The organism is Pseudomonas sp. KBW05 (genome assembly GCF_003852405.1).
In the GTDB taxonomy this organism is placed as follows: Bacteria; Pseudomonadota; Gammaproteobacteria; order Pseudomonadales; family Pseudomonadaceae; genus Aquipseudomonas.
On sequence record NZ_QAJM01000022.1, the window covers coordinates 115,685 to 134,309 of the forward strand.

General features: G+C 58.9%; 16 protein-coding genes. 6 read left to right on the forward strand and 10 right to left on the reverse strand.

Annotated features, from left to right (window positions below):
* Positions 1-33: 33 nt before the first annotated feature.
* Together DBR46_RS21410 and DBR46_RS21415 are read right to left on the reverse strand one after the other, a co-directional pair.
* On the reverse strand, positions 34-231 hold the full coding sequence (locus DBR46_RS21410; protein ID WP_017737420.1) for a YbdD/YjiX family protein: 198 nt from the start codon (positions 229-231) through the stop codon (positions 34-36).
* Positions 232-246: 15 nt separating this feature from the next.
* Positions 247-2,313, reverse strand: coding sequence for a carbon starvation CstA family protein (locus DBR46_RS21415; protein ID WP_124527797.1), 2,067 nt, complete (start codon positions 2,311-2,313; stop codon positions 247-249).
* A 174-nt stretch (positions 2,314-2,487) separates the two neighbouring features.
* Here DBR46_RS21415 and DBR46_RS21420 point away from each other — a divergent pair, with 174 nt between their 5' ends.
* On the forward strand, positions 2,488-2,856 hold the full coding sequence (locus DBR46_RS21420) for a PilZ domain-containing protein (protein WP_124527798.1): 369 nt from the start codon (positions 2,488-2,490) through the stop codon (positions 2,854-2,856).
* 129 nt (positions 2,857-2,985) lie between these two features.
* On the opposite strand, the gene radA is transcribed toward DBR46_RS21420, so the two are convergent.
* From radA to katB, 3 genes are read right to left on the reverse strand one after another with little or no spacing between them, the layout of a single operon-like run.
* A complete protein-coding gene (gene radA, locus DBR46_RS21425; RefSeq protein WP_017737417.1) occupies positions 2,986-4,353 on the reverse strand; it encodes a DNA repair protein RadA in 1,368 nt (455 codons plus the stop codon).
* A gap of 35 nt (positions 4,354-4,388) precedes the next feature.
* Complete coding sequence (locus DBR46_RS21430) at positions 4,389-4,928, reverse strand: ankyrin repeat domain-containing protein (RefSeq protein WP_124527799.1); 540 nt, start codon at positions 4,926-4,928, stop codon at positions 4,389-4,391.
* Positions 4,929-4,986: 58 nt separating this feature from the next.
* The gene (katB, locus tag DBR46_RS21435) at positions 4,987-6,528 is read right to left on the reverse strand and encodes a catalase KatB (protein WP_124527800.1); all 1,542 of its coding nucleotides are present in this window, start codon (positions 6,526-6,528) and stop codon (positions 4,987-4,989) included.
* A gap of 287 nt (positions 6,529-6,815) precedes the next feature.
* Between katB and mscL the strand changes: the two genes are divergently transcribed.
* Complete coding sequence (mscL, locus tag DBR46_RS21440; protein WP_017737414.1) at positions 6,816-7,232, forward strand: large-conductance mechanosensitive channel protein MscL; 417 nt, start codon at positions 6,816-6,818, stop codon at positions 7,230-7,232.
* Positions 7,233-7,277: 45 nt separating this feature from the next.
* Here mscL and DBR46_RS21445 read toward each other — a convergent pair whose 3' ends face one another.
* Positions 7,278-8,054 carry a ferredoxin--NADP reductase gene (locus DBR46_RS21445; RefSeq protein WP_124527801.1) on the reverse strand — a complete coding sequence of 259 codons (777 nt, stop codon included), beginning with the start codon at positions 8,052-8,054 and terminating at the stop codon, positions 7,278-7,280.
* Positions 8,055-8,511: 457 nt separating this feature from the next.
* Between DBR46_RS21445 and DBR46_RS21450 the strand changes: the two genes are divergently transcribed.
* Positions 8,512-9,222 (forward strand): LuxR family transcriptional regulator, encoded by a 711-nt coding sequence (locus tag DBR46_RS21450; protein WP_124527802.1) that lies wholly within the window; start codon positions 8,512-8,514, stop codon positions 9,220-9,222.
* Between the two features lie 160 nt (positions 9,223-9,382).
* Positions 9,383-10,507, forward strand: a complete 1,125-nt coding sequence (locus tag DBR46_RS21455) for a methyltransferase (protein WP_124527803.1) — start codon at positions 9,383-9,385, stop codon at positions 10,505-10,507.
* 67 nt (positions 10,508-10,574) lie between these two features.
* Here DBR46_RS21455 and DBR46_RS21460 read toward each other — a convergent pair whose 3' ends face one another.
* Genes DBR46_RS21460 through DBR46_RS21470 form a run of 3 tightly spaced genes read right to left on the reverse strand, consistent with a single transcriptional unit; the run spans position 10,575 to position 13,218 of the window.
* On the reverse strand, positions 10,575-10,742 hold the full coding sequence (locus DBR46_RS21460; RefSeq protein ID WP_017737410.1) for a DUF2474 domain-containing protein: 168 nt from the start codon (positions 10,740-10,742) through the stop codon (positions 10,575-10,577).
* A gap of 12 nt (positions 10,743-10,754) precedes the next feature.
* The gene (gene cydB / locus DBR46_RS21465; protein ID WP_124527804.1) at positions 10,755-11,762 is read right to left on the reverse strand and encodes a cytochrome d ubiquinol oxidase subunit II; all 1,008 of its coding nucleotides are present in this window, start codon (positions 11,760-11,762) and stop codon (positions 10,755-10,757) included.
* 1 nt (position 11,763) lies between these two features.
* Positions 11,764-13,218: a cytochrome ubiquinol oxidase subunit I gene (locus DBR46_RS21470; RefSeq protein ID WP_124527805.1), complete on the reverse strand. Its 1,455-nt coding sequence runs from the start codon at positions 13,216-13,218 to the stop codon at positions 11,764-11,766.
* 317 nt (positions 13,219-13,535) lie between these two features.
* On the opposite strand from DBR46_RS21470, the gene DBR46_RS21475 reads away from it, so the two are divergent.
* Both DBR46_RS21475 and DBR46_RS21480 read left to right on the forward strand, forming a co-directional pair.
* Positions 13,536-14,774, forward strand: a complete 1,239-nt coding sequence (locus DBR46_RS21475) for an MFS transporter (protein WP_124527806.1) — start codon at positions 13,536-13,538, stop codon at positions 14,772-14,774.
* Positions 14,775-14,914: 140 nt separating this feature from the next.
* Complete coding sequence (locus DBR46_RS21480; protein ID WP_256659350.1) at positions 14,915-17,866, forward strand: membrane-targeted effector domain-containing toxin; 2,952 nt, start codon at positions 14,915-14,917, stop codon at positions 17,864-17,866.
* Positions 17,867-17,958: 92 nt separating this feature from the next.
* On the opposite strand, the gene DBR46_RS21485 is transcribed toward DBR46_RS21480, so the two are convergent.
* On the reverse strand, positions 17,959-18,405 hold the full coding sequence (locus tag DBR46_RS21485; RefSeq protein WP_124527807.1) for a DUF4879 domain-containing protein: 447 nt from the start codon (positions 18,403-18,405) through the stop codon (positions 17,959-17,961).
* Positions 18,406-18,625 lie beyond the last annotated feature (220 nt).

Here is an 18,625-nt window from a genome sequence, read left to right on the forward strand (position 1 = left end):
CACATGGGATCACCGCCAGCCCGGACTACCGGGTTAGCAGCATTTAGGCCCACCCTTGCCACCGTAACGGGCTTCCTGACGCTCTCGGAAGAACGTCTTGTAGTCCATCATCGGCTTGTCCGGGTGCTTGGTTTGCATATGCTCGACGTACGTGTCGTAGTCGGGCATGCCGACCATCAGGCGCGCGGCCTGACCGAGGTATTTACCGAGGCGACTGATGTCATTGAACATGGCTGCAATCCTCTATCACGCGTCCGGCTGGGCCTGGAACGGGGCTTCTTTATCCGTACGCTCTTTGTTGCCCCAGGCGGCGACGCCGACCTTGAGCGCATAGAACAGGATGCTGAACACCACGAACAGGAACATCGCCGTCAGCGTTGCGTTGGTGTACGCGTTGTAGATCACGTGCTGCATCTGGTCGATGCTCTTCGCCGGAGCGAGGATCTGGCCGTTGGCCAGGGCATCACTGTACTTCTTCGCCAGCGACAGGAAGCCAATCGCCGGGTTGGCGTCGAACAGCTTGATGAAGCCTGCGGTGGTGGTGCAGATCAGCAGCCAGACGGCTGGCAGCATGGTCACCCAGATGTAGCGTTGGCGTTTCATTTTGATCAGCACAACCGTCGCCAGCATCAGCGCGATACCTGCCAGCATCTGGTTGGAGATACCGAACAGCGGCCACAAGGTGTTGATGCCGCCCAGTGGGTCGATCACGCCTTGATACAGCAGGTAACCCCACATCGCCACGCAACCTGCGGTCGCGATCAGGTTGGCGGTCCACGACTCGGTGCGTTTCAGCGCCGGCACGAAGGAACCCAGCAGGTCTTGCAGCATGAAGCGACCGGCACGGGTACCGGCGTCAACCGCCGTAAGGATGAACAGCGCTTCGAACAGGATCGCGAAGTGGTACCAGAACGCCATGGTGTTTTCACCCGGCAGCACACTGTGCAGGATCTGCGCGATACCTACCGCGAGCGTCGGCGCACCGCCGGCACGGGCCAGGATGGTGGTTTCACCGATGTCGTGGGCCACGGCCGACAGCGCCTCTGGCGTAATCGCAAAGCCCCAGCTGCTGACGGTTTGCGCCACGGTCACCACGTCAGAACCGACCACCGCAGCCGGGCTGTTCATGGCGAAGTACACACCTGGCTCGATCACCGAAGCGGCAACCATCGCCATGATGGCCACGAACGACTCCATCAACATGCCGCCGTAACCGATGTAACGCGCATGGCTTTCGTTGGCCAGCAACTTGGGCGTGGTGCCCGAGGAGATCAGTGCATGGAAACCCGAGACCGCGCCACAGGCGATGGTGATGAACAGGAACGGGAACAGGCCGCCCTTCCACACCGGGCCAGTGCCGTCGATGAACTGGGTCAGTGCCGGCATTTTCAGGTCTGGCATGGTGACCAGGATGCCGATGGCCAGGGCGATGATGGTGCCGATTTTCAGGAAGGTAGACAGATAGTCACGCGGCGCCAGGATCAGCCACACCGGCAACACCGCGGCGACGAAACCGTAGCCGATCAGCATCCAGGTGATTTGAATGCCGGTGAAGGTGAAAGCCTTGGCCCACACAGGATCAGCCGCAATCTGCCCGCCCAGCCAGATCGAACCCAGCAGCAACAGCACGCCGATGATCGAAATCTCGCCGATGCGGCCCGGGCGGATGTAGCGCATGTAGATGCCCATGAACATCGCGATCGGGATGGTCGCCATCACCGTGAAGATGCCCCATGGGCTCTCGGCCAGGGCCTTGACCACGATCAGCGCCAGCACCGCAAGGATGATGATCATGATCAGGAAGCAGCCGAACAGCGCGATGGTCCCCGGAATGCGGCCCATCTCTTCGCGCACCATATCCCCCAGGGAACGGCCGTTGCGACGGGTGGACAGGAACAGGACCATGAAGTCCTGCACCGCACCGGCCAGCACCACGCCGGCAATCAGCCAGAGCGTACCGGGCAGGTAGCCCATTTGCGCCGCCAGCACCGGGCCGACCAGGGGGCCTGCACCGGCAATCGCCGCAAAGTGGTGACCGAAAAGGATGTGTTTGTTGGTCGGCACATAGTCCAGACCGTCGTTATTGATCACTGCGGGGGTAGCCCGCCGTGGATCGAGTTGCATCACGTTATTCGCGATGAACAGGCTGTAGTAGCGGTATGCGACCAGGTAGATGGCCACAGCAGCGACCACAATCCACAAGGCGTTGATCGCCTCGCCGCGGCGCAAGGCCACTACGCCAAGGGCGCACGCTCCTACGATTGCCAGCACCAGCCAGGGTAGGTGGCGTAGCAGGCTATTATTATTTTTCATTTTTATATTCCAGCCAGGGTGGACAGAAAGGACAGCCGTTCCGAGTTTAGCGCTGTTGGCTTTAAAGACCACCCCCCTACGTTGGTCTAGAGCCTTCTGTGGGCAAAAAAAGCAGAAATATCGGGCCAATGATGGCGCAGGGCTACAATCCCCCTATCTCCAGAGGGTTTCACCATGACCGAGCAAGCGTCTGATCGCCGTCGTTTCCGCCGGATCGCCTTTGATGCCAAGACCGAACTTCGGCAAAACGGCCGGGAATGGCCGGTGCAATTGGTGGATTTGTCGTTAAAGGGTTTGTTGGTGCAAAGACCCGAAGATTGGAAGGGCAACAAGGCCTTACCGTTCGATGTCGATATACGCCTGGACCCCAAGACCCCGATCAAGATGCAAGTGCGGCTGACCCATGAGGACAATGGGCAATTGGGGTTTGTGTGCCAGCACATTGACCTGGATTCGATCAGCCACTTGCGAAGGTTGATCGAGTTGAACCTTGGCGATGAGGAAGAGCTGCACCGGGAGTTGGCGGCCTTGCTGGAGACATAACAAACAACACAAATCAACTGTGGGAGCGGGCTTGCTCGCGAATGCGGTGTGTCAGTCGACACAGGTATCAACTGATACACCGCATTCGCGAGCAAGCCCGCTCCCACATTGGTTTTGCAGTGTTACTGATTATTCGAACAACGCATCCAACGCCTGTTCCAGCCGTGTCACGCCAATAATCTGGATCCCCGGCGGCGACTCCTTCGGCGCGTTGCCCTTGGGCACGATTGCCCGCTTGAAGCCATGCTTGGCCGCCTCTTTCAACCGCTCCTGGCCACTCGGCACCGGGCGCACCTCTCCCGACAGGCCCACTTCACCAAACACCAGCAGGTCGTGCGGCAACGGCCGGTTACGCAGGCTGGACATCACCGCCGCCATCAACGCCAGGTCGGACGCGGTCTCCAACACCTTGACCCCGCCCACCACGTTGAGGAACACGTCCTGGTCGTGGGTCGGAATGCCACCATGGCGATGCAACACCGCCAGCAACATCGCCAGGCGGTTCTGGTCCAGGCCCAAGGTCACGCGGCGCGGGTTGGCCAGATGGCTGTCATCCACCAGCGCCTGCACTTCCACCAGCATTGGCCGGGTGCCTTCCCACGTTGCCATCACCACGCTGCCGGGGACTTCTTCCTGGGCGCGCGTGAGGAAAATCGCCGATGGGTTGGAGACTTCTTTCAGCCCCCGGTCCGTCATGGCGAACACCCCCAGTTCGTTGACCGCCCCAAAGCGGTTCTTCACCGCCCGCAGCAAACGCAGGCGGCCGTCGGACTCGCCTTCGAAATACAACACGGTATCCACCATGTGCTCCAGCACCCGAGGCCCGGCCAGCGCGCCCTCTTTGGTCACATGCCCGACCAGGAAGATCGCCGTGCCACTTTGCTTGGCATAGCGCACCAGCAGGGCTGCGCTTTCACGCACCTGGGAGACGCCACCCGGCGCCGATTGCAGCTGTTCGGTGAAAATGGTCTGGATCGAGTCGATCACCATGACCTTGGGCTTTTCGATCCGCGCCGTGGCGATGATGCTTTCGATGCAGGTTTCGGTCATCACCCGCAGTTGGTCCTGGGGCAAGCCCAGGCGACGAGCGCGCATGGCCACTTGTTGCTGGGATTCTTCCCCCGTGACGTACAACGCCGGCATGCGGCTGGCAATGCTGCACAGGGTTTGCAGGAGGATGGTCGATTTGCCGATGCCGGGGTCGCCACCGATCAGCACCACCGAGCCGTCCACCAGGCCACCGCCGAGGACGCGGTCCAGCTCACCGGAGGCGGTGGAAAACCGCGGAATCTCTTCGACGCTGACTTCGGCCAGCGTCTTGATCTGCGCCTGCTGCCCGGTCCAACCCGCACGCCCGGTAGGCGCTGCGGCGCCGCCGCTTTCGATCATGGTTTCAGTGAGGGTATTCCACGCACCGCACTCGCCGCACTGGCCGGCCCACTTGGGAAAGGTCGCGCCGCACTCTGTGCAGCCGTACATGCGCTTGGCCTTTGCCATTTGAGAACCTCCAACCGAAAAACCGCGATGATAGCTCAGCGCGACGCCGGGGTCCGGATTTCACCGCTGGCCAAGCGTGAAGCGCTGTTGCCGACGGGGTCTTCTGCGTTGAGATCAGCGCCCTTGGCTTTCAGCTCGTCCAACAGCTCAAGGCGCTTGAACAAACCGGCGTACATGGCCGCCGTCTGCCCGGCGCCATTGCGCTGGTCGGGGTTGCAGTCGGTGCTCAGCAGGCGCTGGGCGATTTTCATCTCGCCCTTGAAGATCGCGCCCATCAGCGCAGTGTTACCACGCTTGTCCTGCACACAGGCGTCGGCGCCGGCAGCGAGCAGGCGCTCCACGAATGGGCCCTGGCCGTGATACGCCGCCAGGATCAGCGCGGTGTAGCCCTTGTCGTCCTGGGTATTGAGGCTGTAGCCAGAGTCGATGAAGGTGTTGAGCATGTCGAGATCGCCACGGCGGGCCGCGTCGAAATAGTAGTCCTGCAACTGCGCCTTGAGCGCCGCAGGCTCGGGAGCCTCGGCATGGGCGACAAAGGCCAGCATGGCCAACAGCAGTCCTATGGAAATACGCATGGGTGCTCTCCTGCCAAAGGCCGGCGCCCGATCAAGGGTGCCAGCCGTGACCGACGGATCAGTCCGTCAGTTTGTCTGCCAGCGCCTTCACGCGCGCCAGGTCACCTTTGGCGACCTTGGCCACGCCTGTGCCGTACTCAGGGTCTGCCTTGTAGAGGAACGACAGGATGATGTGCTTGCTCTCGTCATCGGTGGTGGCCAGGGAGCCGCCGAAGTTTTCGATCAAGTCCTGACGCTCTTTCTTGTTGAAGGAACGGTACAGATCGCCCGCCTGCTTGAAGTTCTGCTCACGCTGGATCTTCGCTTGCTGGGTGCTGCCCGCCAGTGGCGACTGGCTATAGCGCGCGGCTTGCGGCTCTTCCCGTGGCAGCAGGCGGCTTGGCTGATAGTTCACGCCGCTGGTGGTCTTGCCGAAGTTCATCGCGCCATCCTGGTTGCCGTTGTTGACGGTCACCCGTGGCGCGTTGATCGGCAGTTGCAGGGCATTGGCGCCCAAGCGGTACATCTGGGTGTCGGCGTAGGAGAACACCCGGCCTTGCAGCAGGCGGTCTTCCGAGGGCTCGATACCCGGCACCAGGTTGGCCGGGGCCATGGCCACCTGTTCGGTTTCCTGGAACACATTCGCCGGGTTGCGGTTCAGCACCATCTGCCCGACTTTGCGCTCGGCAACGTTCGGCCAGATCTTGGTGGCGTCCAGTGGGTCGAAGTCAAACTTGGCCAGATCCTCCGGCTTGAGCACTTGCACGTACAAGTCCCACTTGGGGAAGTCGCCTTTGTTGATATGGGTGACCAAGTCGTTGGTCATGTGGCTGTAATCACGCCCCTGCACTTCGGTAACTTGCTTGGGATCAAGGTTCTTGATGCCTTGCAGGCTCTTCCAGTGGAACTTGACGTAGTGCACTTCGCCCTTGGCATTGATCAACTTGTAGGCATGTACGCCATTGCCGTCCATTTCACGATAGCTGGCCGGGGTACCGGAGTCGGAGTACAACTCGGTCAATGTACGGGTGGCCTCGGGAACATGGGAGAAGAAGTCGAAACGGCGCGAATCGTCATCCAGGTTAGTGCGCGGGTCCGGCTTGAAGGCATGGACCATGTCCGGGAACTTGATGGCGTCACGGATAAAGAACGTCGGGAAGTTATTGCCAACCAGGTCCCAGTTGCCTTCGGCGGTGTAGAACTTGGTGGCGAAGCCGCGTGGGTCGCGCAGGGTTTCCGGGGAATGGTTACCGTGGACCACGGCCGAGAAACGCACGAATACCGGGGTCGCCTCGCCTGCGGCGAAGACCTTGGCCTTGGTCAGGTCGCTGAGGTTATCGGTGACGATGAAGGTACCGTGGGCGCCCGTGCCACGGGCATGCACCACGCGCTCGGGAATGCGCTCACGGTCAAAGCGTTGCAACTTTTGAATAAGCTGCACGTCCTGGAGCAGTACCGGGCCGTTGGCGCCGGCGGTTTGCGAGTTCTGGTTGTCGCCAACGGCAGCGCCGTTATCGCGGGTCAGGTTGGCGGCCTGCACCGACAGGGACAGCAGGCTGGCGGTCACCAGCACCAGCACGGATCGCGCTGACACAGGCCCGCGAATCATTGGGTTCTTCATCGAGGTTTCCTCTGGTTTTTTTAGTGCACATTCAGTTGTGCTTGCCAGAGGCTAGTGACCCGAGCGCCAGAAGATAAATAGAAAAACACCACCGGGCCGATTGAGAAAAAAATGTGGTAAGCCGTTGAAATGACGAGTAATTCGCGCGCGATTGATGGCACTTTGCAAACTATTTGCGATTTAATGTGTCGATAAAACCTAACAGTGTTAACAGTTGTGTCGCGCAAGCCCTCTACGACTGACTTACACTGACCTCCACCCTTCTCATCTGTAACAAGGAATAACCTATGGGCGTGATCAGTGAGTTCAAGGCCTTCGCGGTCAAAGGTAATGTGGTCGATATGGCCGTCGGTATCATCATCGGCGCAGCCTTCGGCAAAATTGTTTCCTCGTTTGTAGGCGACGTGGTGATGCCACCCATCGGTCTGTTGATCGGCGGCGTGGACTTTGGTGACTTGGCGATAACGCTCAAGGCCGCACAAGGCGACGTGCCTGCGGTGGTGCTGGCGTACGGCAAGTTCATCCAAAGCGTGATCGACTTTGTGATCGTCGCGTTTGCGATCTTCATGGGTGTGAAGGCGATCAACCGCCTGAAGCGTGAAGAGGCCGTGGCGCCAAGCCTGCCGCCGACGCCGACCAAGGAAGAAGTGTTGCTGGGTGAGATCCGCGATCTGCTCAAGGCACAGAACGACAAACCGCTCTAACCGGAACGGGTTTGAAAAAGGCGCCTGCTTGAGGCGCCTTTTTTATTACCAGTAGTTTTCCACCGCCACCTGGCCCGGGCGTCGGCTCAGGCTCAGCTGCATATCGCGCTGCTTGAGCAACTGGCGGGTGTCATCGACCATCTGCGGGTTGCCGCAAATCAGCACCCGGGAATGTTCCGGGGCCAGCTCAACGCCTGCGGCGCGCTCCAGTTCGCCATTTTCGATAAGCGTGGTAATGCGCCCGTTCAAGGCGCCCGGGTGCTGCTCGCGGGTGACGATGGGGATGTAGGTGAGTTTGTGCGCGTACTCGGCCAGGTATTCGCGCTCACCCAATGTCTTGATCAGTGACTGGTACGCCAGCTCCTTGGCCTCCCGGGCGCTGTACACCAGGATGATGCGCTCAAACTTCTCCCAGACTTCGAAGTCCTGCAGGATCGACAGGAACGGCGCCACCCCGGTACCCGTGCCCAACAGCCACAGGTCACGCCCGTCGACAAAACGGTTCAGGGTCAGGAAGCCTGTGGCCTGGCGTTCCACCATCAACGTATCGCCCACCTGCAAGCGGCTCAGCTCGCTGGTGAACTCACCACCGGGGACGACGATGGAAAAGAAGTCCAGATGCTCATCAAATGGCGACGACACGATGGAATAAGCGCGCCATACGGTGCTGCCATCCGCCTTGGTCACACCCAGGCGTACGAACTGGCCGGCGGTGAAACGAAAGCCTGGGTCGCGGGTGGTGCGCAGGGTGAAGAGGCTGGGGGTCAGCGATTGCACGTCGAGCAAGGTCTGCCGGGTAAATTTCTCAGCACTGGCCGTCATGGGGAACTCCGTTTTACACAGGCGCCTAGTGTCGCTCAAAGCCGTGTGCGCAAACACCGTTGATTTGTACTGGCATTGTCGCGAGCTAAAGCGCTTGCTTTCCACGCGCGGGGGAAGCATGTCGAGTTGCCATGACCGTTATCCGAAAATCGATGGCCTTAGTTCCGACTAATTATTTAGCTATTAACACACTTCCAATTGACCGCTAGATGATATGCACCATGTAACCGCCATCATCCTGATACTACCTACAATCCCTTAAATTCAATAAAAAATCATCAGCCTGCTCGGTATCTATACAAAAAACTGCTCCGCGTACAAAAACAAGCTGTGTACAACTCGGCGGACAGTGACATTTTTTTCACTTAATCAGGTAAGTCATGTCCTACACTAATTTTCGTGCAGCACTGGGATCAGGACGTACCCAAGCCACGCAGAAACCCATGGAGATTTACTAATGGTGAACTGGCGTAACACTCGGCTCCCCAAACTGGAAGATAAAAGCGAGATCGAAGCAATTTTTGACATGGTCACCCACCATATCCATGAACTCGGCTTCCAATACTGTTCTTTCACAATGAGCTCTCAACTACCCAACAACACAACCAAACCGATCCACATCAACAACTATCCAAATGGATGGAGCAATCTTTATCAACAAGCGCATTTCTTTGACGTAGACCCTGTAGTTGCCCACTGCAAACGCTGCGTCCTGCCTATCGTATGGGAAGAGAAGGCCTTCAGTGCCGCACCTGGGTTGTGGTCACTGGCCCAATCGTTTGGGGTGCATCAGGCATGGACACAACCCGTACACGATTTCCAGGGTGTCTACAGCATGCTGACGCTGGGGCGCAGTAGCGGTGAAGTCAGCCCCCAGGAACTGTATGAAAAGGCCGGCAACGTATTGTGGCTGTGCCATGCCATGCACGCTGCCGTTGCACAGCAATATGCGGACAAGTCCAGTATCAATGCCCCTTGCACGCTGACAGCACGAGAAACGGAAATTCTCAAATGGTCAGGCATGGGCAAGACCGCGGAAGAAATCGCCAGCATTATCTCGATCTCGCCGCGCACAGTGGGCTTTCACATCAGCAGCGCTCTCAAGAAGCTCGGCGTTACAAACAAGATCGCCGCGGTTCTCTGTGCATCCAGAGCCGGGCTTTTCTAGCTTATGTAGAAACACCGCATGTAATCGCGCCGGAAAAAACGTAACATTTACCGCCAATTCTGAGTGATGACGCAGCCCCCGGGTGTCGCCTCGCAGTTCACTCAGACGGTTTGGTCGCCCATTGCCGAACACCCATCGATTACCCAGAGCCTCCCCCGCCATGCCCCTGCTCGAAAGCCCCTTCGCCCAGCTCGATCTGATCCGCCAGCCAGAACAACACAACGATCCGCTGCAAGCCTTCGATGCCGCCGACGAGTACCTGCTCAGCCATCTGGCGCAGCAGCAACCGAGCGCCGCCACCCGCGTGCTGGTGCTCAACGACAGCTTTGGTGCCCTGGCTGCCAGCCTGGAAGGCCGGGTGCAGGTGACCTCCAGCGGCGACTCGTTCCTCGCGGCCCAGGGGCTTGAGAAGAACCTGACGCGCAACGGCAAGGCCTTCGATGCGGTGCAGTTCATACATGCCAGCCAGGTGCCGAGCGGGCCCTTTGACCGGGTCCTGATCCGTGTCCCAAAAACCTTGGCGCTGCTGGAAGAACAACTGATCCGCCTGCAAGGCCAACTGGCCCCAGGCGCCGAAGTCATCGCTGGGGCGATGATCAAGCACTTGCCACGGGCCGCCGGGGAGTTGCTGGAGCGTTATATCGGGCCGATGCACGCCTCGCTCGCCGTAAAAAAAGCACGACTGTTGATCGCCACCGTTGAGGATCGGCCCCTGGCGGTCTCGCCCTACCCAACCCGCTACACGCTGGACACGCCAGCCATCGAACTGCTCAACCATGCCAACGTGTTTTGCCGCGAAGGCCTGGATATCGGCACGCGTGCCTTCCTGCCGCACTTGCCGAAAAACCTCGGCAGTGCCCGCGTGGCGGACCTGGGCTGCGGCAACGGTGTGCTGGCGATTGCCAGCGCCCTGCAAAACTCCGACGCACAGTACACCTTGGTGGACGAGTCCTACATGGCCGTGCAATCGGCGCAGGAGAACTGGCGAACCGCCCTCGGCCAACGTGAGGTGATCGTTCGCGCCGCCGATGGCCTCGCCGGCCAGGAGCCCGATTCCCTGGACGTGGTGCTGTGCAACCCGCCGTTCCACCAGCAGCAAGTGGTCGGCGACTTCCTCGCCTGGCGCATGTTCCAGCAGGCACGGGAAACGTTGGTGGTGGGTGGCGCCCTTTATATAGTCGGCAACCGCCACTTGGGTTATCACACCAAGCTGGCACGGCTGTTTCGCGGCGTAGAGCAAGTCGCCACCACGCCAAAATTTGTGATCCTCAAGGCGCGCAAATAAAAAAACCCTGCCGCTCTTGCGAGGGGCAGGGTTGAAAGACCGGGCTATCAAGCCCGGTGTTGGGATGTCAGTGTGTGCTCAGGCCTGCCGCATTCATGAACATCCGCATCAGGCTGGCCACGACAAACAGGGCCAGCACGCTGCCGGTCCAGATCATCGCCAACCACCCCAGGCGCCGCCACAGTGGCTGTTTCTCGGCCTGTTCAATCTCGTGCAACGAAGGTTTGCCGGACATGGAACGACCCTCCTAGTGATAACCGTCTTCGTGGGTGACCTTGCCGCGGAACACGTAGTAGCTCCAGAAGGTGTAGCCCAGGATGAACGGGATGATAAACAGCGTGCCCACCAGCATGAAGCCCTGGCTTTGCGGCGGCGCGGCGGCATCCCAGATCGACACGGACGGCGGGATGATATTCGGCCACAGGCTGATCCCCAGACCGCTATAGCCGAGGAAGATCAGCACCAGCGTCAGCAAGAACGGCGTGTAGTGCGCATTGCGCGCCACGGCGCGGATCAGGCCGTACAGGGTCACCAGCACCAGGATCGGCACCGGCAGGAACCAGAACAGGTTTGGCAGGGTGAACCAGCGCGCGGCAATTTCCGGGTGCGCCAGCGGCGTCCAGATACTGACAATGCCAATCACCGCCAACAGCGCGAAGGCCAACGGCCGCCCCAGGTTGTGCATCTTTTCCTGCAACGAGCCTTCGGTCTTCATGATCAGCCAGGTGCAGCCCAGCAGCGCGTAGGCCACGATCAGCGCCACACCGCAGAACATCGTGAACGGCGTCGCCCAGTCCAGCGAGCCGCCGGCGAACTGGCGATCCACCACCGGGATGCCATCGATAAAGGCCCCCAGCGCCACACCCTGGAAGAACGTCGCCGCCAGCGAGCCGCCGATAAACGCCTTGTCCCACAGGTGACGCTTGTCGTCCTTGGCCTTGAAGCGGAACTCGAAGGCCACGCCACGGAAGATCAGGCCGATCAGCATCAGGATCAGCGGCAGGTACAGCGCCGACAACACCACCGAATACGCCAGCGGGAACGCGCCGAACAACGCCGCGCCGCCGAGGACCAGCCAGGTTTCGTTGCCGTCCCACACCGGGGCGACGGTGTTCATCATCACGTCACGGTCGGTCTTGCCCGGGATAAACGGAAAGAGGATGCCGATACCCAGGTCGAAGCCGTCCATGACCACGTACATCATGATGCCGAAGATGATGATCACGGCCCAGATCAGCGGAAGATCAATACCCATCTCAATGCCCCTTGTGCTGGATGTCGGTGTGCTGCCGTGATGGAGAGTCATGCTCGCTGCCATCATCCGCGGCAGACAGAGGACGGGCTGGCGTGCGTTTCTGGCCAGGACCACCGTGGGTCGGCTCATCGCCTTCGTGGGTCTGCGGACCTTTGCGCACCAGGCGCATCATGTAGCCCAGACCGGCACCGAACAGCGCGAAATACACCACCACGAACAACACCAGGGTGATGGTCATCTGCACCAGGCTGTGCCCGGAGGACGCATCCGCCGTGCGCATCAGCCCGTAGACCACCCACGGCTGACGGCCAATTTCAGTGGTGAACCAACCGGCGAGAATCGCGATCAACCCCGATGGGCCCATCCACAGCGCCAGGTACAGGAACGGCTTGGACGTGTACATCTTGTCGCCCCGGCGCAGCCAGAGGCTGAACAGACCGGTGAAGATCATCAGGAAGCCCAGGCCGACCATGACCCGGAACGACCAGAACACGATGGTCGAATTGGGGCGATCCTCAGGCGGGAACTCCTTGAGGGCCGGCACCTGTTTGTCCAGGGAGTGGGTGAGGATCAGGCTGCCCAAGTACGGAATTTCGACGGCGTACTTGGTCTTTTCCGCTTTCATGTCCGGCCAGCCGAACAGGATCAGCGGGGTCGGCTCGTTGCCTTTGTTTTCCCAGTGGCCTTCAATCGCGGCGATTTTCGCCGGTTGGTGCTTCAGGGTATTGAGGCCGTGGAAGTCACCGATCACCGCCTGGATAGGCGCAACGATCAGGGCCATCCACATCGCCATCGAGAGCATTTTGCGGATCGCCGGGTTGTCCTTGCCGCGCAGCAAGTGCCAGGCGGCCGAGGAACCGACGAAAAACGCGGTGGCCACAAACGCGGCCGTGGCCATGTGCGCCAGGCGATACGGGAAGGACGGGTTGAAGATCACCGCCAGCCAATCGGTCGGAATGACTCGACCGTCGATGATTTCGAAACCCTGGGGCGTCTGCATCCAGCTGTTGGACGCAAGGATCCAGAAGGTGGAGATCAACGTCCCGACGGCCACCATCACCGTGGCGAAAAAGTGCAGCTTGCGCCCCACCTTGTTCCAGCCGAACAGCATCACCCCGAGGAAACCGGCCTCAAGGAAGAAGGCCGTGAGCACTTCGTATGTAAGAAGCGGCCCGGTGACGGCGCCAGCGAAGTCCGAGAAGCGGCTCCAGTTGGTGCCGAACTGGTAGGCCATCACCAACCCGGACACCACGCCCATGCCGAAGTTGACGGCAAAGATCTTCGACCAGAAATGGTAGAGGTCGCGGTAGGTGTCGTTGTGGGTCTTGAGCCACAGGCCTTCCAGCACCGCAAGGTAACTGGCCAAGCCGATGGTGATCGCCGGGAACAGGATGTGGAATGAGATGGTGAACGCGAATTGAATTCGGGCGAGATCTAGCGCCTCCAAACCGAACATAAGTCTTCCTCTGTCAGGTAATACCGGCTGCTGGCGGGAGCCTGCACCCACTGCCCCCACGGATATGGAGTCTGGCGAATTTCATTTCGTTCTTTTTTTAACCAACCACGTAGGGAATCTGGCCTTTCGGCCGCCAGAGCAATCCCTGGGGAGGTTTTGATCTGGATCAAGCATTGCTGAAAGAGTAGTCCCATTTTCAATGTAGGACGGCGTGGTCTTTTGCCGCGTGACAGACTGCCTCAGCTCAGTTTCAGCAACTATCTGTTACAACTTAATGCTAATCTCGGCCTCTCCTCCGGCCCTGACCTGAACTCCCGATGCCTAGTGAACCCGCGTTGCTGTTGCGTCACCACCGCCCTTTCATCGCGTTCTGGCTGGCGCGCATCTTCACCGCCAGCGGTTTCCAGATGCTCACCGTGGCCATCGGCTGGAACCTCTACCAACTGACCGGCAACGTGCTCGACCTGGGTTTGGTCGGCCTGGTGGAATTTGTCCCGCGCGTGCTGTTCATGCTGCACACCGGGCATGTGGCCGACCGCTATGAGCGGCGCAAGGTCGCGGCCATCTGCCAGACCGTACAGGCGTTGATCGCATTGTCCCTGGCCATTGGCGGCCTGACCGGCAACGTCACCCGCGAGATGATCTTTATCCTCGCCTTCCTGCTCGGCGCCGCACGCTCCTTTGAAATGCCCACCACCCAGGCGCTGCTGCCAAGCATCGTGCCCAGCGCCTTGTTCCCGCGCGCGGTGGCGTCGTCGCAGTCGGCCCAGCAACTGGCAACCATCGTCGCCCCGGCCCTCGGCGGTTTGCTCTATGCGTTTGGCAGCGTGTGGGTGTACGGCCCCACCGTCGTGCTGTACCTGATTGCTTGCGGGCTGACCCTCAACCTGCCCGCCCGCCAGACCCCGCTCAACAAGGGCAAGGCCACCCTGGATTCGCTGCTGGCCGGCATCCGCTTTATCCGCAGCCGCCCGGACATCCTCGGCGCCATCTCCCTGGACCTGTTCGCCGTGCTGCTGGGCGGCGCCACCGCGTTATTGCCGGTGTTCGCCAAAGACATCCTGCTGACCGGCGCCTGGGGCCTGGGCCTGTTGCGTTCGGCGCCAGCGGTGGGCGCGTTGTTGATGTCGTTGTGGCTGGCGCGGTTCTCGGTGGACCGCCACGTCGGCCGAGTGATGTTCACCGCCGTCGGCGTGTTCGGCGTGGCGACCATCGCGTTCGGCCTGTCCACCTCGTTCTGGTTTTCATTGGCGGTGCTGGTGGTACTCGGCGCAGCGGACATGATCAGCATGGTCATCCGTGCATCCTTCGTGCAGTTGGAGACGCCGGATGAAATGCGCGGACGGGTCAGCGCGGTCAACGGCCTGTTTATCGGCGCGTCCAACCAGTTGGGCGAGTTCGAGTCGGGGATTACTGCCCACTGGTTTGGCACCGTACCGGCGGTGGTGATGGGCGGGATCGGCACGCTGATCGTGACCGGGACGTGGATCAAGCTGTTCCCGACCCTGGCCAATCGCGACCGCATGCATGTGCCGGCGGAGCAGAAAAGCGCTTAAACACCGTTACATTGATCCATTTCGCCGGCGCAATGTCGTACCTCAGAGGATGAAGAAGCTGATATAGGTGCCGGAACTCTTCTTACTACGCAGCCACACAAAAGGAGCTTATTACCGAGAAACACTTCTGGACGACATCTATGCACATCCACGCTACAACCTCGCCCACTCAACGCATCTTTCCTGAGCCAGCGTTATCTCACCAAGAGAACGCCCACCCGCCCACTCGTGACAAACGTGCTATCAACTCAAATCCAAGTCAGGAAAACAGTGTCAGTGACAACCCTGAACCCGACAAAAATATCGAAACTGGTCAGAAAGTATCTGTACCCGCCAATGTGGGCCCCAACCCCAGCATCGACCCCGTCACGACGGAACTTAACGAGTCGTACAAAACCGTCTCACAAGAAGCCTCCCTCTTCCTCAAGAAAAAATTCGCCGAGATGGCCGCGAAGGCACAGTCACCTGCCGAAAAGGAAAAGTGGGACATAGACCCGGATAACACTTTTCTGGTTACGTTCGATTACAACACCACGGGGGAGCCCCCTTATCCCGCAAAAGTCATCAAAAGAATCTCCCTGACCCAGGCGCTCATCACGAACGCACAAGATACCCCAGAAGGAAAAGGCTACTTGGTGCCCTACTACCCGGGCGGCCCAGAGGTAATCGTCAAGCCCGACATAAAAACCGAAAAGCCTGGCGTGTTTGACTTCCCGAGCCGCTTTAACCCAAACAGTGAAAAATCTGACATCACGCACACCTATCAAGGGATTTACATTGAATCCGCTGAAGAAGCTGCGCCGGTGTACAACGGTGGAAATCAAAGTTCGATCACGCCGAAAGAGTTCAAGAGCCTGATTTGGAAGGCCGACTTTCAGACACCCTACACGACGTTTCTGGACACGTTCTGGAGCCGTCACAAAGAACAATATCCGACGATAGCCAAAGCATCTTTCGCCAAATCAGCCATGGCCCAGCACCAGGAGGGAAGCCTGACCGCCGAGGGTCGGGACCTGGCTATACGGGCTGCAGGTTTACCAGACAACCAAGCGTCATGGCCGGATATCACGTATGAACAACTGCAAAAGAACCCACCCAAGGACCCTAACATTGAAGTTGGGTTGCTAAAACTTGGCAACTATCAGTCCACCGACCTTGTGTACATCACCGATACCAAAGTCAAACTGGACGCCAACGGAAACAAGATCCCTCCCCTGACCCTGCTTTACATACCAGGGAACTCCTCACCCATTCACAGTTTCAGTAGCCAGGCTGAAATGAAAACATGGCTCGCCGGGCAAATGGCTGATCCGGTTAAACGTGAAGCCATGGCCGCGCACTTTCCCCTTAAGGACAAGCCCAACGGCTACGCGCAAGCGGGTATAGACGAGACCCTCGCCGGGCTGGGAACTTGGCCGCAAAAACGCGAAACACCTGGCGGGTTGTTTTCCTATGACCATCGGGCATTTACCGGGTACTGGGACCCGCAGGATTTCATCACGACCGAGCCCAGCAACCTGCCGTTCGATGAAGTCGCTAGGCGCCAAAAGGATCGCTCATACGCAGATGCCGCCACTGAAATAACCACTGATGCAGACGTCAATAAAAAAAATGTCCTGGCCTTCGTGGACAAAGCCATGAAAGCTGCGCTGTTCCTAGCCCCGCTGGCTTTAGTGATGCCTGAGGTCGAGGCGGCGCTGGGAGTGTTCTATCTGACGGTTGGGGCAACCTCAACGGGTATAGGGATCGACGATAAAATAAAAGGTAAACCCAAAGGCAATGAACGAATCATCTTTGGCGTATTCAATGCCGCGTCGGTCGTAGCCCCTCGTATCTTTAAAGGGGGCAGTGCTGGCGAAGGTGTCGTCGATGAAGTCAAACCTCCACGGACAATACCCGAGGAGGAGGCCGTGCCGCCCAGCAGCGAAACAACCCCCTCTGCGCCGGCGCCGGAAAATGAAATTGAACCGCACACCAATCCTAAACCTGGCATTGAGTCGAATGAAATCAAGGACTACGCCGTTGAGGACGGTGAACAACTGATCTCAGGCGTCACCCCAAACGCCAACGGTGTCTATTACGTCAAAGGCTCGCGCGGTGAAGACCGGTGGTTGATCAAAGTGAGCTTTGACGAAAACACCACCCGGGTATTTGAGATCAAGAGCAACTTTAAACTGGGCAGCGACACCGTCGAGATTATCGACCCATTCACCCGCAAACCCGTGATGACGGTACGCAATACCGGAGACGAGACATGGGAAGCGGTTCGCGTGCAGGGAGGGATAAAACTCCCTTGGCAAAAGAAAGACTCCGGGGCTCAAGAGTTTGATCCTGGCGCCTACGACTACCCGACCAAAGAAGAACCTCACTCATCGAAAACGACCGAAAAAATCGATAAACGGCTTAAGCAAGATGCCGACACGTATCACAAAAGCGCAAAGACAAAGGCCCGTCCAACACTTTCAGATCTGCCCAAAAACGCGTCGCAAAGCGACGTCATTGATACGGTGTATCAAAAGTCACCTGGCATGATTATCGGCGAGGATCATAGCCAGTCTGCTGCGCTGCGCTTCTCTATCGACAATGCCGAGCGCTTTAAGGCAAACAAAGTGAGCACGTATTATTCAGAAGGGTTCGAACATTCACTTCAACCCGACTTGGACAAATTTTTCGAAACGGGTGAGTTCTCACCCGCGCTGCGCCAGAACTTAAAGTTGATCGACCGTGCGCACCTCGGGCATGAGCCTTATACGAATAAGAATCTCCTTTTAACCATGCGAAAGAACGGTATTCGAGTCAAAGCGATTGACGTGCCCTCTGCTGAACCAAAAACCAGGCGACTGAAAAACATGAACTTCTACGCCAGCAAAGTGATCGAGCACGATCAGGCAATGAACCCGGGGGAGAAATGGGTGGCAAGAGTCGGTAGCGACCACGTATTCACCTACGACGGTGAACCTCCCGTTCGAGGCATCTCGGAGCTGACGGGCGCAACGGGAGTGTCCATCGACAATGCTCCTTCAAACACCCCAACCTCGATCACTCAATCGCGTGACAAGACCGCAATATATATTGACCTGGAAACTCATTGAGCGCGGAGCAACAGAAAGCGTCTGAAGCCCCCACCGTTTTTTGAGTGACCTGCCCTTGGGAACTCAAAAACGGTGGCGTACCCGGCAATGGATCAACGGATATTGAGCAAGGTCTTCAGGGTGTTCTGCGGGCCGTTGATCGACGAGTTGCTGTATTCAAACCAGCCTTGGGCTTCGACATTCAGGTCGAATACATAGATGTAGCCCATCAACGTGCCAGCGCCGTTGCACACCTCGCTGACGCTGCCCACCTGGCACACCGGCGTGCGCTGCCCGTTCAACTCGGCACCGTCGAAGCGGCCCACGGGGTTGTTGCCCAGGCCGACTTCCATCACCGAGACCTTGGTGGGCCCACGGTGGGTACACATCTGCGTGCCTTGCGCGCGTTCGGGAATGGTTTCGGTGCAACGCGCCGACTCGACCTTGAACACCCGCACCTCGCTCAAGGGCGGTGCAGTCGCGCCCCACACCGGTGCCGAGCCAAGCCACAGGCCGAGACAAGGGATCAGAGCTAGACTCCACGCGTTGGCTTTTTTCATGCTGTCGATGACCCTGATTTAAACGTCGGCGCAGTATGCCTCAAGGCCATGATCCTGAGCGATTGTTCACAAGGGCGAGGCCGAACACCACAGGGCCTCGGCTGCTGGTATGATGCGCCGCTTTTTCCGATCCTCTCTGAAACCACAGGCGCTTGGCGCAGTTTGTGCTTTGACTTAGAGGTCAACAAATCACGACGCAAAATAGCGTCACAGGGAGCCG